The sequence below is a fragment of the Niabella agricola genome, from assembly GCF_021538615.1.
Classification (GTDB): Bacteria; Bacteroidota; Bacteroidia; order Chitinophagales; family Chitinophagaceae; genus Niabella; species Niabella agricola.
The window spans coordinates 3,292,636-3,309,419 of the sequence record NZ_JAJHIZ010000003.1; the positions used below are offsets into that span (position 1 = coordinate 3,292,636).

Consider the following 16,784-nt stretch of genomic DNA (forward strand, 5'->3'; position numbering starts at 1 on the left):
AGCCTTCTTCCGTCATCCCGACCGAATCCGCGGTGGCGGATGAGTGGAGGGATCTGTTCACTTATTGAAGAGAAGCCACTACTTCCTTCAGCTTCCATTTCCATACGCTTCAATACACGGTTTCAGCACTTCATTCTAATAGATTTGTCAAAAGCCACGCGGGATAAGAGTTTTGTGTCATCAAACAAAAACAGATAAAACAAACGATATGAACCCGCTGCTGAAGAGGCCCCTGCTTCGATTTTTAAAGGCTACATTTTTAAAAAGCCTGGTATTTTCACTACCTGTTTACGGGGCGCTGCGCCTGGTGTTTTATGGTATGGATTTTAGTCCGCTGGAAGACCTGCGCATTTTATGCAACTACATCGGCACCGGCTGGCTGCTGACCACCTTGCCGGCGCTTGCCGGCGTACCCTTCGTGAAATGGGCAAGGCTGTTTATGAAAAGCCGGGTGCAAACAAGCCGCCGCGGCTGGCTGCAAACGGCATTGGTGGCGATACTGTTGGCTGGCTTTCTGTATAGCTGCCAGGCACAGCCCACGGGCATGCAACCCGGCACCGGGCTGGTTACGCAATGGAAGGGCATCACCACTGCCAAAAGCCGCGTGATCATGAACAAGGAGGTACTGGGGCATCATGATATTCCGCTGGGGGCATCTTTCGAAATCATCAATACCGGTGTAAAAGGACTGGTGGCAAAGGGCGGCAAGGTATCCGTTGGTTGTGCCCTTACCATCAGCGATTCCAAAGGAAAAGTACTGATGAACGAACCGGACCTGTTTGCCGGTGCCGATATTTTTGATGCCCGCCAGCTGGATTACCTGCGTTGTACCGTTAATACCGGCAAGCCCATGGACTGGGAACAGGAATATAAAGTACGGGTACGCTTCTGGGATAAATTTGGCAAAGGTGTACTCACCAATACGATGACCATCCGGATCATTGACTTGCCTTAAGCGTTTATAATGTTATACTGTTTGTGCATCTATTGCCAGGAATGGATGAACAGCCGGGTATAAAATTTCATCAACAATTTTTAACATCCGGAGCAATGTTTTTTACAGTTCATGCACATGCATTCCTGGAGGGCGCAACTTAATTGTTGTTTTGCGCAAAAATTTACCAGGAGATGAAAAAATGGACGCACCCCCTTTATACCGGGCTAATAGCTTTTGCAGGTTTGGCACTGTTGCTGACTGCATGTAAAAAGAACCCCGTAACAGAACAAGAAGAAAGTAAAGTAATCGTAGTACCTGCGGTACAGCCCAAAGGTACCAGCACCGGTGCTGCCGTAACCAAAACCATTGGCCCGGCGGGCGGCAGCTTGCAATCGGCCAATGGAGAGCTGACCATTACCATTCCCCAGGGAGCCTTGAGTGCCGAAACCCTGATCGGTATGGAGCCGGTGACGAATACAAACCTGGCCGGTATTGGCGGTGCTTACCGCTTAACACCACACGGGCAGCAATTTGCAAAACCGGTTACACTTACCTGCTCCTGGGCAGCGCACGCCGATTCAGCGGGGCTTTTACAAACCCTGGGCATGGCCTTCCAGGAAGATAATGGTATTTGGAAATTTGTGGGTGCCAGCAGCTCAAACCTGGCTCAGAAAACGGTAAGTTTTAATACCATGCATTTCAGCGACTGGTCGATGATGAACCGCATATCTTTAGCGCCGTACTATGCAGAACTGGAGATGGGACAAAAACAAACCATCAAGGCACTGGTGTTTACAGATATCATAACAGACGACCTGCTGGCGCCGCTTTCCAACGATCCCAACGGGCCTTATTATGATCGGGGTTACCCGGTTGGCAACCCGGTGCCGCTACCATCTAAGTTTATTAAAAGCTGGGAGCTGAACGGCCCGGGTAAAATAACCAATGCCTCCTCCGGCACCATAGAATACCAGGCGCCGCAATCGGTAAACGGAACGGCAACGGCTACGGTTACCCTGGAGCTGAATGCACCGGTTACCGGCAAGTTTATGTTGCTATCTACACTAAAGATCAGCAGCGATGAATGGATTGAGCTCAGCATTGGCGGCGGTGCGGTTACCCGCTTTCCGGGTATGGCGATAAAAGCCGGCAATTCATATATGCTCTCCAACGAAGAAGACGAAGGCGGAGGATATTTTTTATTGACCTGGCCCGGTGGCGTAGGCAGTTATACCTGGGACCTGGAAGCTCAGGGCACACATTTCCATTTTCAGACGCCGCAAACCACTTATATGAGCCGGTATATTGATGATAAAAACAGTCCCCTGAAACCCAGTGGCGGAAACGTAACCATTACCAAGCTAGCCAACGGCAGGGTAGAGGGGAGTTTTACGGTAACCAATGCGGGTTATGGCCCCACGCTGATGCAAAAGACCAGTGCCCAGGGCCGGTTTAAAACAAAAGTATTTATTCCTTAATGATAACAGAACCTTGCTAATTGCTTATTACGGCCGCCCTAAGGGGCGGCTTTTTTTTATATGCTTTTACGCAGGAAAAGCAAGATGCCATCATCCGCTTGTTACGGTTGCCCCCAATCATTGATTGGCTGTAAAATTTGTAGTGCCCCTGTAAATTTTGTGTTACCAAACGGATGTTTGTAACAGAGCCGGGTTTCCGGCTTGTTTGTTGATGTGGCTTAGGGAATCGTCTTAACCACAAAATTAAAACTACAAAAATGAAAACTAAAACGCTGGGGGTCTTCCTCCTGGGCTTGCTGCTGACAGCATGCAAACAAAACGTAAAAGATACCGAACTAACAGCGGCCAGGGCGGCCAACCGCCAGTCGACGCTTTCGGCACTGGCATCGGTTTACCAAAACCCGGTTATACCCAATTCGCAGGATCCTAAAGACCCGCAGGTATTTAAGGCTGCAGACGGCAAGTTTTACCTCGTGCACCCGGATGACAATAAATACAAGATCTATTCTTCTCCCGACCTGGTAAACTGGAACCTGAGAACCATATCGGGCTTTAGCAAGGCCACCGGCTCCTTCTGGTCGGCCGGCAGTTTTAAATACGGGAGCACCTACAACCTGTACTATACCTATGTACAGGGCGCCAATAACAAACGGATCGGCGTAGCCACGTCCACTACGCCGGAAGGTCCGTATACAGATGCCAATGCCAACCTGGTGGTAAAAACGGATGCCTCCGGCGGCTATATTCCGGTCATCGATCCATCGGTGTTTAAGGACCCTGCAAATGGCAAGGTATACCTGTACTATGCGCGGAACGTAGGCACAGGTACCCTGCCGGACCTGCGTTGTGTGGAGCTTACAGCCGATGGGTTAAACACGGTGGCGGGTACGGATAAGCAGGTGCTTACGATTACGCAGGATTGGGAAAAGATCAATATAGAGCACCCGCTGGTATACTATGCGCCCAATGCACAAGCCAGTCACCGCTACTATATGTTGTACAACGGTGCGGGTGGCGCGTTGCCCCGTTATGCCATCGGCTATGCCTATGCGGCTTCCCCCACGGGGCCGTTTACCAAGGCCGTGGCGGGTACCAGTACGGGCAATAACCCCCTGGTGGCACAGGACCCGGCCAAAGGCATCTATGGCCCGGGGGCGCCTAATACCGTGGTGGATAATGCCGGTGAGCGCTGGCTCATCTACCGTATTAAAACCACCAATACCGAGGCCTGGAACGACCGTGCCATTTGTATTGATGTGCTGTTCCGCAACAGTGCAGACCAGTTGATCTGTACCCCTACCAAGGGTACCAATCAAACGGCACCTACTTTTTAAGCAATATGTAAAAGGCAGGAAGCTGTTTCAAAAGTCCGAAACCGTTATTTCGGTCCCGCCCTTGCAGGACGAAGCGGTCCCGATAGCTGCTATCGGGAGGAGCAATCTCATTACCTGGAAATTAGATACAGGAGATTTCCCAGCTTCACTATGTTACGCTGTTAATGACCAGTATTTTTATGATGTTGAAATCAACACTATATAGCTTCGTCATTTCGACCGGATACCGCGATAGCGGATGTGGAGAAATTTCTGTGAAAGTAGAGAATCTTTGGTTTCGCTGTGCTTCACCTCGGGTGACGGGAAAAAGTTGGCCATTTCAAAGAACTTCATTCCCTTTATTTGGGCCTCAAAGTAACAGATTTTGAAACAGCTTCTTGCTTTTATAAAGCTTATGCTAACTATTTCAGGCATATTGTTTGTGCCCGTTACAGGGATCCTAAAAAAACATTCAATATGAAAACATACGAACATCCTTTGGCGGAACTGCTCAATCGTTGTGCGGCAACCTGCGATTATTGTGCAGCGGCCTGTTTGAAGGAAGAAGAGGTAGCCCACCTGGCCACCTGTATCCGCACAGATATGGCCTGTGCTTCGGTTTGCCGGACCACGGCTCAATTGCTGGAACTGGGTATTGGTGAGCAGAATGCCTTATTGCTTTGTGCAGAAGTGTGTAAACTTTGTGCGGATGAATGCAGCCGGCATGAACATGATCATTGCCGGGCCTGTGCGGAAATCTGCAACGAATGTGCCGTTGAATGCGGTCAATCTGCTGTAGCTTAAATCTTGTTGAAAACCTTCCCCAATCTGTGTATCTTTCTGCCCAAAAACAGCTATGAAAGGGTGGACAAGAGTTATCGTTATGATCATTATGATGACCATGCTATACAGTTGCACCGAACCCACCGGTGGCGGTTATCCGCTTACCGCGCCCGAACAGGCGATATGCGATAGCCTGCACCTGGATCCGGCAATCATACAGGACCTGCGGCGGCACAGCCAGGCGCCCATAGAAGCCTTTCATTATTCCCTGGGTAAAATGTACTCGGGCGATACGGTCAAGGAGATGGATCCCATTCGTCTGCCGGGGATCATTTTTAATGAAACGGAAGACAATGCCTACGAACTGATCTATAAATTAAAAGACAGCCTGCGCCACAAAGGGTATACGATTTTTAAGGTGGAACTGACCGGCGACACCGGCAACTGGCAGTACAGCGTAGGCATTGTTAAAGAAACTGATCCGTACCGCATCCTGAAGCAGATGGAAACAAACGGTATCAACTATGATATTACCAACGACAGCTTGTTAACGATTGTCAAAGGCCTGGATCAGAAATACCAGCTGGAGTTGATTGGCGCCTCTGGCGATTACTGCGAGTTTATCATTCACCGCCCGCCGGCCGACTGGAACCAGCTGGCAAAGGAAGTTTATGCTATTTGTCCGGACACCGTGGAACAGGGCGTAGGTTCTCTGGAAGCACTGGCCCGGGAGCTGAAGCAGAACCGGCGTTTGTACTTCTGGTGGGACTAAGATTGGGGCTTCGCCATTCGTCATCCCGGCCAAGCCGGCGTTCCGCGCTCGTCATCCCGACCAAGTCCGCAGGACGCGCGGAGGGATTTGCTTCCATTGCCGAAGAGATGCCTCCACTGCGGTCAGCATGACGAAACAAGGGGCATACGCATTATAGTCAGATCACAGTCGCAGTGACAACACCTTCTTCCGTCATCCCGACCAAGTCCGCAGGACGCGCGGAGGGATCTGCTTCCATTACAGAGGAGATGCCTCCACTGCATCGGCATGACGAAACAAGGGGCATACGCATTATAGTCAGATCACAGTCGCAGTGACAACACCTTCTTCCGTCATCCCGACCAAGTCCGCAGGACGCATGGAGGGGTCTGCTTCCATTGCAGCAGAGATGCCTCCGCTGCATCGGCATGACGGAACAAAGGGAATACGCGTTACAGTGGAATCCTGGTTGCAAAGCCAACACACACTTTCGTCACCTCGACCAAGTCCGCGCTAGCGGACGCATGGAGAGGTCTCTTAATAAATAAATATTATCTTTAGGGATAATAAGTGATAACCTATGAAAAAAGGCGGCTTTGTTTATATGATGACAAACCAGCACAAGACTGTTTTATATATCGGCGTAACCTCGAATCTTAAAGCAAGAGTATGGGAGCATGCGCATCATGCGGTGCCTGGTAGTTTTACGGATCGATACAAGGTTACTTTTTTGATCTATTATGAGTGGTTCGATACGATTGACAGCGCCATAGAACGGGAAAAGCAATTAAAATGTTGGTCAAGGAAAAAGAAGGAGTTTCTGATCCGGCTTAAAAATCCTGAGTGGCGGTTCCTGAATGAGGATGTTTATGATGAAATGTATAGCCTTTTGTATTAAGCGTTACCAGGCTGTTATTGAGATTTCTCTGTTCGCTTCACGTTGTTACGCTCAGTCGAAATGACGAAAATAGAGACATGTACGATAGTTAAATTATAGTCGTAACGGAAACACGCGCTTCCGTCATCCTGACCAAGTCCGCGTAGCGGATGTGCAAAGGGGTCTGCTTCCATTGCAGCAGAGATGCCTCCGCTGCGGTCGGCATGACGAAACAAGGGGCATACGCATTATAGCCAGATCACAGTCGCAATGACAACACCTTCTTCCGTTATCCCGACCAAGTCCGCAGGACGCGCGGAGGGATCTGCTTCCATGCAAAGGAGATGCCTCAACTGCGGTCGGCATGACGAAACATGGGGGCATACGCATTATAGCCAGATCACAGTCGCAATGACAATACCTTCTTTCGTCATCTCGACTAAGTCCGCTGTGACGGACGCGCGGAGGGATCTGAATCCATGCAAAGGAGATGCCTCCGCTACGGTCGGCATGACGAAACATGGGGCATACGCATTATAGCCAGATCACAGTCGCAATGACAACACCTTCTTCCGTCATCCCGACCAAATCCGCGTTAGCGGATGCGCGGAGGGATCTGCTTCCATTGCCGAAGAGATGCCTCCGCTGCGGTCGGCATGACGAAAGAAAAGAAGCACCATTCATCTTTCCGGTAAAAGAACATTTAAAACGCTTTAACGCAGTTTTGGTACACTCCGTGCGAATAAATTTCAGCGGACCTGCCCGCCGCGCCATATTTGTATGAAACAAAAGGTATGTTACCACAATGGCTTTGCAGGAGCATTCATAATAACAGTCGCCGGAAGATCTATGAGCAGTTGCAATGGCAACGCTTCCTGCTGCGCACCGGTGTGCCTGCTACCATACGGGTGCTGGACCTGGTGGAGGAAACGGACCGTTTACCGGATTATATACAGCTGCGCCTGTGGGTGTTGCTCCGGCGAAAAGGTATGCTGACCTACCAGCATATGCAAACCCTGGTACGGAAAGAACAAATACCGGGTATCGGAGACCTGCTCCGGATCCGCTATTGTCCGGATGATCCTTCACGTATTCTTATCCTCAGCACCCTCCAACCAACGAAGGGCACTGTTTCATAAAAACCGTTGTTGCACATCATTGTTTTTTTAACGAGTATTGCAGTTTAAGAAAACAAGTATGGAACCGGCACAACATCAGGATATGGAACTACGAAAGGCAACGGCCGCGGATGCCGCTGGCATCTGGCAGCTATTGCAGCAGGCGATTGAAAAAAGAAAGCAGGAGGGCAGCGCCCAGTGGCAGGATGGTTATCCCAATCCGGAAATAGTGGCGAAGGACATTGAAAAAGGATATGGATATGTATGTACAGATACCGCCGGCGCCATTGTGGGTTATACCGCGTTGATCTTTGACGGCGAGCCGGCCTATGAAGCGCTGGAAGGCGAGTGGCTTACAGCGCGGCCCTATGGTGTAATTCACCGCCTGGCCACTGCCACCGGCCAAAACGCCATAAAAGGGCTGGGTACCCGGATCATGCAGGCGGTGGAGCGCATTTGCCGGCAACAAGGCATCTTCAGTATTAAAGCCGACACCAACTTTGATAATACCGGCATGCTGCGCGTATTTGAAAAGCTGGGATATACCTATTGCGGGGAAGTGTATTTCCGGGGCGCTGCCCGGAAAGCCTTTGAAAAACGGCTGGACGCAGCGTAGACGACCATTTACATGCTTCAATTGATCCGATCAGTAACGGCCGGCCCTTTGGGGTTTTGGTAAATGGAATGCTGTTCACTATTAATACTGGTACAACAGCGGTTGATTCCATCCATTCAGGTTAAACGCAACTTTGCTGGTGCCGGTTACCCGGAGCGGCCGGATGTTTACCGCGATCTTTCTTGAAAATGCAGCGGCGCATAATTCGTTATTGATAAGACGTAGTTTCAGGTACCGCTGTACCGGGTGGGATTCTGCAACACGATCTGCATCAACAATGCTGGTTTCCCAGCTGCCGCCGCTGCAACCGCTGGCGCCAAACGTAACAAAAAGAGAATCACCTGCAATCGTTGCATTCGAGATGTGATAATTATTGGTAACAGTAGCCTGGTATTGCTGTTCACTTATAACCAGCTCCTTTTGTACGCTGTCGCCAACAGGAACGGAGGTCTTCCGGTTGCAGCCCACAAACACAAGGGGAAGTAACAGCAGCATGATCGGTTTCATATGGATTGTTTTAAGGTAGAACGTAGAGGGATTGCTTTTCGCAACAGGGCGTTTTGCTCTGATGCTATATAATTCCGGCTGCATTGGTCCGGTTCAACCTGCCGGGCTTTTTTTTATGCTATCTTCTGAATGCTGACGCATTGAAATGTGCTTTATTAAAGGAAAACTGTGTTTCAGTGGCTATTACAGGCCCGTTAAGTTTTTCCCGATCCCGAAACTTCTTTTCCTGATTTCGGAAATAAATGTCTGCCGCAGGGCCCAACTTTGCTTCTTTGTTAAAGGATAAATGTATTGCAAACCAGGAACACCGGTCCGGGGAATGAACAAGCATCTTCGGAACCCTTCTCAATGATAAGCAATCAAGCGGCCGCACGGATCTTTATCGGTGCGGTCTTTTTATTGCCCGCTGGGTAGGCTACCGTTATAAATTGAATTGTTTTTTGCGCATACTGGCTTATATTTATGAAAGGATAATTTTATATGTCGTCGAAACGCTCTTCGACACTTTAAGTCTCGAAGAACAATGCAATACAAAACGACTAAAACATACAAGTATGGCAGAAGCAAAACATCAACAAACCGCATTGGGCGATGTGGCTGCACGGCAGCTCGCCATTGCCACCCGTACCGTTCCGCAAATGGTCACTATTTCGCCCCGCTGGTTAACGCAATTGATGAGCTGGGTGCCGGTAGAGTCGGGTGTATACCGTTTAAATAAAGTAAAGAATGCTACCAGGATCGAAGTAGATTGTTCGGCGCGGGATGAACGGGTATTGCCGCAAACCTTTGTGGATTATATCGAAAACCCACGCGAGTATAACCTGGCAGCAGTGCAAACCATTGTGGATGTGCACACCCGCGTATCCGACCTGTACAGCAAACCTTATAACCAGATCTCAGAGCAATTGCGGCTGGCTATAGAAACCATCAAGGAACGGCAGGAAAGCGAACTGATCAATAACGCCGGATACGGACTGTTGCACAGTGTGGTGGATGGACAGCGGATCAAGACCCGTACAGGTGCGCCTACTCCGGATGACCTGGATGAGCTGATTGCCAAAGTATGGAAGGAGCCAGGCTTCTTTTTACTGCATCCCAGGGCCATTGCAGCCTTTGGCCGGGAATGTACCCGCAGGGGGGTGCCTCCGCCCACTGTATCGCTTTTTGGCTCGCAGTTTTTAACCTGGAGGGGCATCCCGCTAATCCCTTCGGATAAACTGCCGATTACAGATGGAAAAACCAAAATCATTCTGATGCGTACCGGTGAAAGCCGCCAGGGCGTGGTAGGTCTGTTTCAGCCGGGTTTACAAGGGGAACAAACACCCGGCTTATCCGTACGCTTTATGGGCATTAACGATCGTGCCATTGCATCCTATTTGGTTTCATTATATTGTTCGCTGGCGGTGCTGGTAGATGATGCCATTGCCGTACTGGACGATGTGGAAATTGATAAATACCATGAGTATAAATATTGATGAGCAAACGGGGCTGCCGGATCTGGATCAATTGCAGCAGCTGGCCAATGCGTTTTTCAGGGCATTGCCCGGTGATGCGCAACCGTCGGCATCGCTGAATCCGGAAGACCACCCGAATGCCACCGCCATAGCCGGAAAAATGACCGGTGGCCTCCCGGATCTGACTGTTGCCCGTCATGATACCCTTGCCGGGCAATCAGGAATGGCACCACAGCAAACGCCCGTCGTACCCCAACATCCTTTCAGTGGTTTGCAAACGCCACCCTCTGCTGGCGGGTTGGGTGCTTCCTCGTCGGTAATAAGCTATGTACCGCTTAAGGATCTGCCTAAAGCAGAGGAAGACCGGTCCGGCCCGCAGCATACCAGTACCCACGGTGGGAGGATCCCGGCTTCCGTAGCTGGCAGCGGCGCATCGCCATCCCACCTGGAGCAGGGACAGCATTTTGATATCAGGGATCCGGAAACCGGTTTCCCCGATGCCAATCTTACCGGTGGATCCCAACCCGTAAAATCAGCAACGATATCGCCTTTGGAGACGGAACAGCCTTACTGGGCCGATGTGGAGGCTCTGTTAAAGCACATTACGATTCCTTCCTTTGCCCCGCAATTGCCGGGCTTTGATGCAGCGGTGCCTTCGTACTATTTTGGAACAGCACCGCAGGTGAACAGCACATCACTCAAACAACAAGCGGGACTATCATCTTTTAACGCCCATTTGTATAAAAAAGATTTTCCGATCCTGAATGAAACGGTGAACGGGAAGCCGCTGGTATGGTTTGACAATGCCGCTACCACGCAAAAACCAAAAGCGGTCATGGATCGCATTACCTGGTTTTATGAGCATGAAAACTCCAATATTCACCGCGCGGCACATGAGCTGGCTGCCCGGGCCACGGATGCTTACGAAGCGGCAAGGGAAAAAGTGCGGGTTTTTTTAGGCGCACGTTCGGCCAACGAGATCATTTTTGTACGTGGTGCCACAGAGGCGATCAATCTGGTGGCCCAAAGCTGGGGCGAACAATACCTGCAGAGCGGGGATGAAATTGTGGTGAGCCACCTGGAGCATCATGCCAACATTGTACCCTGGAAACGGCTGGCGGATAAAAAGGGATTGAAGCTGCGGGTGATACCGGTAGATGATGACGGGCAGATCCTGCTGGACGAATACGCCAGGCTGCTCAACGCGCATACCAAACTGGTGGCGTTTACCCAGGTATCCAATGCCCTGGGAACCGTTACGCCGGCACAGCAAATGGTGGCCATGGCCCACGCGGTAGGCGCCAAAGTACTGGTAGACGGTGCGCAGTCGGTATCACACATGACGGTCAATATGCAGGTGCTGGATGCCGACTGGTTTGTATTTTCCGGCCATAAGGTATTTGGGCCAACCGGTATCGGCGTGGTTTATGGCAAAGAAGGATTGCTGAATGCCACCCAACCCTGGCAGGGAGGTGGCAATATGATACAGGATGTAACCTTTGAAGAGATCCGGTACCACAACGCGCCCGCCCGTTTTGAAGCCGGAACCGGTAATATTGCGGATGCAGTTGGGTTGGGGGCCGCCCTTGATTATATCAGCCGGATCGGGATGGAAAACATTGGTCAGTATGAGCATTTCCTGCTGGAATATGCCACCGGACTCATTAAACAGATACCCGGCGTACGACGGATTGGCACCGCGGCACATAAAGCAAGTGTACTGTCTTTTACAATGGACGGGTATAGCAACGATGAAGTAGGAAAAGCGCTGAACGAAGAGGGCATTGAGGTAAGAACGGGGCACCATTGCGCGCAACCCATCCTCCGGCGTATGGGCGTGGAAAGCACGGTACGTCCATCCCTGGCCTTTTATAACACCTGCGAAGATGTAGACCGGTTCATAGAGGTGCTTTGGAGGTTGCGGAAGAAAAAGTAGGGCATTATTTCGTACCTTTGCACTCATTTTTTACCTACTATGAGTGTGAAATACAGAGAATATTCGGGTTTGAACCTGCCCTCTATAGAGCAGGAGATATTAGCGAAATGGAATGAGCAACAGGCGTTTGAGAAAAGCGTATCCCTGCGGGATGGCGCTGAATCATTCGTTTTTTACGAAGGTCCGCCCAGTGCCAACGGCATGCCCGGTATTCATCATGTGATCTCACGTACGCTTAAAGACCTGGTTTGCCGGTATAAGACCATGCAGGGCTTTCAGGTAAAACGCAAAGGTGGCTGGGATACACACGGCCTGCCCGTGGAACTGGGTGTTGAAAAAGAACTGGGTATTACCAAGGAAGACATTGGAAAGAAGATCTCCATAGAAGAATACAACCAGAAATGCCGGGAAGCGGTGCTACGGTTTAAAGACAAATGGGATGATCTCACCCGGAAAATGGGATATTGGGTCGATCTGAATGATCCATACATCACGTTTAAGAACGAATACATTGAAACCCTTTGGTACCTGCTGAAGCAGTTGTTCAACCGGGGGTTACTGTATAAAAGTGTCAGCATTCAGCCCTATTCACCGGCAGCCGGTACGGGCTTAAGCTCGCATGAGCTGAACCAGCCGGGAACTTATAAAGATGTAAAAGACACAAGTGCCACCGTATTGTTCAAAGCCGTGCGTAATGAAAAAAGTGCGTTTCTGTTTAAGCTGGCAGCAGACAGCGGCCATCAGCCTTCAGACCTGTTTTTTATGGCCTGGACCACCACACCCTGGACCCTCCCTTCCAACCTGGGGCTGACCGTAGGCGGCAATATCGACTATGCATTGGTGCAGACCTTCAATCCCTATACGCATATCCCGGTAAATGTGGTGATCGCCAAGGCATTGATACCTAAATATTTTAAGACGGAGGGAGAGAACGGAGACTTTGAAAACTATACCGCCGAAACCAAGCTGTTGCCCTGGAAGATCCTTGGCGAATTTAAAGGCAGCCAGCTGGATGGACTGGAATACGAACAACTACTGCCCTTTGAATCAAACTCCCTGGAAAAAATACAGGAGATCACGCCGGGGGCGACGCCGTTTAAAGTAATGGTGGGCGATTTTGTGACCACCGAAGATGGAACGGGTATCGTACATACAGCACCGGCCTTTGGTGCGGATGACTATAAGGTAGGAAAGAAGAACAATATTGGTATCCTGACCTTGGTAGACCGTGAAGGAAAATTTATTGAAGGTACCGGTGAATTCAGCGGCCGTTATGTAAAAGACTATAAAGACGAGAAGGATTATGTGGATGTGAATGTGGATATCAGCGTGAAGCTGAAAAAAGAGAACCGTGCCTTCAAAGTTGAAAAATACGAGCACAACTATCCCCATTGCTGGCGTACGGACAAACCTGTTCTGTATTACCCGCTGGACGCCTGGTTCATTAAGACCACGGCGCTGCGCGACCGGATGGTGGAACTCAACAAAACCATCCACTGGAAACCTAAATCAACCGGCGAAGGCCGCTTTGGCAACTGGCTGGAGAATATGGTAGACTGGAATCTAAGCCGCAGCCGCTTCTGGGGAACGCCGCTGCCGATCTGGGCAACAGAAGATGGTGCGGAAATGAAATGCATCGGCTCCGTGGAAGAGCTGAATGACGAAATACGGAAAGCGAATGAAGTGTTGGGAGGCGATGTAAATAAACATTACCTGCACGACGGCATCCTGGACCTGCACAAACCCTATGTAGACGAGGTGGTGCTGGTAAGTGATTCCGGCAAACCCATGCACCGGGAGCCGGACCTGATCGATGTATGGTTCGACAGTGGTGCCATGCCCTATGCCCAGTGGGGGTTGAATTATGAAAAATTAAAGGCCGGAGATCCCTATCCGTTCAACCAGCCCTTTGATACCAATTTCCCCGCAGACTTTATCTGCGAAGGTGTGGATCAGACCCGCGGATGGTTCTATACCCTGCACGCCATTGCAGGTCTGTTGTTTGACAGCGTAGCCTTTAAAACCGTGGTAAGCAATGGCCTGGTGCTGGATAAAAACGGCAACAAGATGAGCAAACGCCTGGGCAATGTGGTGGATCCCTTTGCTACCATTGAAACCTTTGGGGCGGATGCAACACGCTGGTACTTAATCACCAACGCTTCACCCTGGGATAATTTGAAGTTTGATATCGATGGCATCAAAGAAGTGCAGCGCAAATTCTTTGGTACCTTATATAATACCTACCAGTTTTTTGCCCTGTACGCCAATGTAGACGGCTTTACCTACAGCGAAGCAAAGATCCCGGTAGCAGACCGCCCGGAGATCGACCGCTGGATCATCTCTTCCCTCAATACCCTGGTAAAGGAAGTGACCGCAGCTATGGACGACTACGAGCCTACGCAGGCCGGCCGCCTGATCGAAGATTTTGTAGACGAACATTTAAGTAACTGGTATGTACGGCTTTGTCGTCGCCGTTTCTGGAAAGGGGAATATGAAGCCGATAAGATCGCTGCTTATCAAACCTTATTTGAATGCCTGGAAACGGTGGTACGTCTGATGGCCCCTGTGGCGCCTTTCTTCAGTGATGCGGTATTCCGTAACCTGAACGAAGTGGCGGGGCGCTATGATGTACAATCGGTACACCACGCGCTGTTCCCGAAGGCGGACGAAGCGCTTATTGACCAGCAGCTGGAAGAACGGATGCAGCTGGCGCAGGATGTTTCCTCGCTCATCCTCTCCCTGCGTAAAAAAGTGAACATTAAGGTGCGTCAACCGTTACATAAGGTATTGATCCCTGTTTTAAACCCGCGGATGAAGGAACAGCTGGAAAAGGTAGCCGAGCTGATCAAATCGGAGGTGAATATCAAGGATGTGGAGTACCTGGTTGATACCGAAGGATTTATTAAAAAGAAGATCAAGCCGAACTTCATCGCACTGGGTAAAAAGCTGGGTGCAAAAATGAAGGCGGTTTCTGCAACACTGGCAGCCTTTACCCAGGAAGATATCAGCAGCCTGGAAAGGAATGGTCTGGTGGAACTGGACATCAATGGTGAAAAAGTGCCCATCCAGCTGAACGAGGTGGATATCAGCAGCGAAGACATTCCGGGCTGGACCGTGGCCAACAAAGGAGCCTTGACCGTAGCCCTGGATATTACCATTACCGAAGACCTGAAACAGGAAGGAGACGCGCGTGAATTTGTAAACAGGATCCAGAAAATCCGCAAAGACAGCGATTTCGATGTTACGGACCGGATCAACGTACAAATTGACACAAATCCTACATTAAAAAATTCGTTAACCACGTATAAAGACTATATTTGCGCAGAAATTTTGGCAGATGAGCTGGAATTTAGTCCAATTTCAGCAGGCGGAACCGAAATTGAAGTGAACGAACATCAGTTATATACGATTGTAACAAAAAAAGGGTAACAACAATGGCTACAAAGAAGAAAACCGCAGCAAAGCCTGCCCGCGCTACCAGCACTAAAGCTGCTCCCGCAAAAGCTGCAAAAGCAGCCGGAGGGAAAGCAGCAAAAGCCCCTGTAAAGGCTGCAAGCGCCGCAAGTGGGAAAGCCAGCAAACCTAAAACTCCGGCAAAGGCGGCAGCTAAACCCGCCGGCAGCAGTAAAACAACGCAGAAAGCAACACCTGCACGTAGTAGTAAAGCAACCGTGCGCACCGCTGGCAGTAAAACAACAAAAACACCTGTAAAACCGGCAAGCGTAAAAGCGTCGAAACCCGCGGCAAAAGTTCCGGTAAAGGCAACAGCTAAACCGGCAGGAAAAGTAGCTCCGGCTCCGGTAAACGAAAAAAAGGCAGCGGCAAAAAAACCGGCTGTTAAAGAATTGGTACCTGTAATTGAAAAAAGCGTGGCAAAAAAAGAAATAAAAGAAGATAAAAAGACAGCAAAAGCGCCCAAAAAAGTAGTAGTTCCCAAACTGTCTACTAAAAGTTCGGTAAAATATCAGCCGGATTTTACCAAGAGCGTACTGGATACTCCGGCGGTTGAAAAGGCCAGTTCGGTAATCCGTTATTCAGACAATGATCTGGCAGAATTTAAAGAGATCATCCTGCGGAAGCTGGATGCTGCCAAAAAAGAACTGGCCTATTTGCAAGGGCTGATCACCCGCAGAGATGAAGGTGGTGATATGGATGAAGGCCGCTACATGACCATGGAAGACGGTAGTGTAAGTATGGAACGGGAGCAGTTGAGCCAGTTGGCCAGCCGCCAGATCACATTTATCGATCACCTGGAAAAAGCCTTGATGCGGGTAGAGAACAAAACCTACGGCATCTGCCGGGTAACCGGTCACCTGATCGATAAGGCCCGCCTGCGTGCCGTGCCACATGCTACCCTAAGCATTGAAGCGAAATCGATGATGAACCGTTGAGTTCAATCAGCGTAAAATAAATTCCGGAAGCGAACCTGTATTGCGGGTTCGCTTCTTAATTTTAAACAGTGGGTGCCCCCGGGGCAGGTTTTCCGTTTTACGCTTATCTTTAGCCCGGCAAATGCCCAAAAAGTACACAATGACGATCCATTTCGGTTACGATAAAAAACAGGTAATTCAGGCCTTACGCTATCATTTCATTTCCAAAAAGGAGATCCGGATCATGATCATCCTGGTAAATGTATTCGCCATCCTTTCGCTGGTATTGTATGCCCTGCACAAGATCACCCCAGTAGCGTTCCTGATCAACTCTTTTTTATGGTTGCTGCTGATGATCAGTCTCTGGTTCATCTTGCCCGGCGTGGTGTACCGCCGTGCAGAAACCTTCCGGCATGCGTTTACCATGTACTTCAGCGATGTTGATTTTACCCTGGAGCATACAAAGGGCAAACGGAGCTGGCCATACACCGCTCTGCATTCCTACCGCGAAAGCCCGCATTTCTTTCACCTGTATTTTGACGAACGATCGTTCCTGCTGGTGCCTAAATCGGCCTTTGCAGACAGTGATGAGGTGTCGAAATTCCGGAACCTGCTGATCGATAAGATACGGCGGAAATAACCGT

General features: G+C 49.9%; 14 protein-coding genes. 13 read left to right on the forward strand and 1 reads right to left on the reverse strand.

Going from position 1 to position 16,784, the window contains the following annotated elements; genetic code table 11:
- Positions 1-208 precede the first annotated feature (208 nt).
- The 8 genes from LL912_RS19155 to LL912_RS19190 all read left to right on the forward strand — a co-directional run bounded on the left by LL912_RS19155 (position 209) and on the right by LL912_RS19190 (position 7,873).
- Entirely contained in the window at positions 209-955 is a 747-nt protein-coding gene (locus tag LL912_RS19155) for a hypothetical protein (protein WP_235555215.1), read from the forward strand.
- A 173-nt stretch (positions 956-1,128) separates the two neighbouring features.
- Positions 1,129-2,415 (forward strand): hypothetical protein, encoded by a 1,287-nt coding sequence (locus LL912_RS19160; RefSeq protein WP_235555216.1) that lies wholly within the window; start codon positions 1,129-1,131, stop codon positions 2,413-2,415.
- A gap of 257 nt (positions 2,416-2,672) precedes the next feature.
- On the forward strand, positions 2,673-3,749 hold the full coding sequence (locus LL912_RS19165) for a family 43 glycosylhydrolase (RefSeq protein WP_235555217.1): 1,077 nt from the start codon (positions 2,673-2,675) through the stop codon (positions 3,747-3,749).
- A gap of 456 nt (positions 3,750-4,205) precedes the next feature.
- The gene (locus tag LL912_RS19170; RefSeq protein ID WP_235555218.1) at positions 4,206-4,532 is read left to right on the forward strand and encodes a four-helix bundle copper-binding protein; all 327 of its coding nucleotides are present in this window, start codon (positions 4,206-4,208) and stop codon (positions 4,530-4,532) included.
- Between the two features lie 52 nt (positions 4,533-4,584).
- On the forward strand, positions 4,585-5,283 hold the full coding sequence (locus LL912_RS19175) for a DUF4253 domain-containing protein (RefSeq protein ID WP_235555219.1): 699 nt from the start codon (positions 4,585-4,587) through the stop codon (positions 5,281-5,283).
- Positions 5,284-5,866: 583 nt separating this feature from the next.
- Positions 5,867-6,160 (forward strand): GIY-YIG nuclease family protein, encoded by a 294-nt coding sequence (locus LL912_RS19180; RefSeq protein ID WP_235555220.1) that lies wholly within the window; start codon positions 5,867-5,869, stop codon positions 6,158-6,160.
- Between the two features lie 773 nt (positions 6,161-6,933).
- On the forward strand, positions 6,934-7,278 hold the full coding sequence (locus LL912_RS19185; protein ID WP_235555221.1) for a hypothetical protein: 345 nt from the start codon (positions 6,934-6,936) through the stop codon (positions 7,276-7,278).
- An 82-nt stretch (positions 7,279-7,360) separates the two neighbouring features.
- Positions 7,361-7,873, forward strand: coding sequence for a GNAT family N-acetyltransferase (locus tag LL912_RS19190; protein ID WP_235555222.1), 513 nt, complete (start codon positions 7,361-7,363; stop codon positions 7,871-7,873).
- A gap of 81 nt (positions 7,874-7,954) precedes the next feature.
- On the opposite strand, the gene LL912_RS19195 is transcribed toward LL912_RS19190, so the two are convergent.
- On the reverse strand, positions 7,955-8,380 hold the full coding sequence (locus tag LL912_RS19195) for a hypothetical protein (RefSeq protein WP_235555223.1): 426 nt from the start codon (positions 8,378-8,380) through the stop codon (positions 7,955-7,957).
- A gap of 554 nt (positions 8,381-8,934) precedes the next feature.
- Between LL912_RS19195 and LL912_RS19200 the strand changes: the two genes are divergently transcribed.
- The 5 genes from LL912_RS19200 (at position 8,935) to LL912_RS19220 (ending at position 16,780) form a co-directional block, all read left to right on the forward strand.
- Positions 8,935-9,855 carry a family 2A encapsulin nanocompartment shell protein gene (locus LL912_RS19200; protein WP_235555224.1) on the forward strand — a complete coding sequence of 307 codons (921 nt, stop codon included), beginning with the start codon at positions 8,935-8,937 and terminating at the stop codon, positions 9,853-9,855.
- Entirely contained in the window at positions 9,839-11,770 is a 1,932-nt protein-coding gene (locus LL912_RS19205) for a family 2A encapsulin nanocompartment cargo protein cysteine desulfurase (protein WP_235555225.1), read from the forward strand. Before LL912_RS19200 ends, LL912_RS19205 begins: the two co-directional genes overlap by 17 nt.
- A 39-nt stretch (positions 11,771-11,809) precedes the next feature.
- Positions 11,810-15,199 (forward strand): isoleucine--tRNA ligase, encoded by a 3,390-nt coding sequence (gene ileS / locus LL912_RS19210; protein WP_235555226.1) that lies wholly within the window; start codon positions 11,810-11,812, stop codon positions 15,197-15,199.
- A gap of 5 nt (positions 15,200-15,204) precedes the next feature.
- Positions 15,205-16,161: a TraR/DksA family transcriptional regulator gene (locus LL912_RS19215; protein ID WP_235555227.1), complete on the forward strand. Its 957-nt coding sequence runs from the start codon at positions 15,205-15,207 to the stop codon at positions 16,159-16,161.
- A gap of 139 nt (positions 16,162-16,300) precedes the next feature.
- A complete protein-coding gene (locus LL912_RS19220; RefSeq protein WP_235555228.1) occupies positions 16,301-16,780 on the forward strand; it encodes a YcxB family protein in 480 nt (159 codons plus the stop codon).
- Positions 16,781-16,784 lie beyond the last annotated feature (4 nt).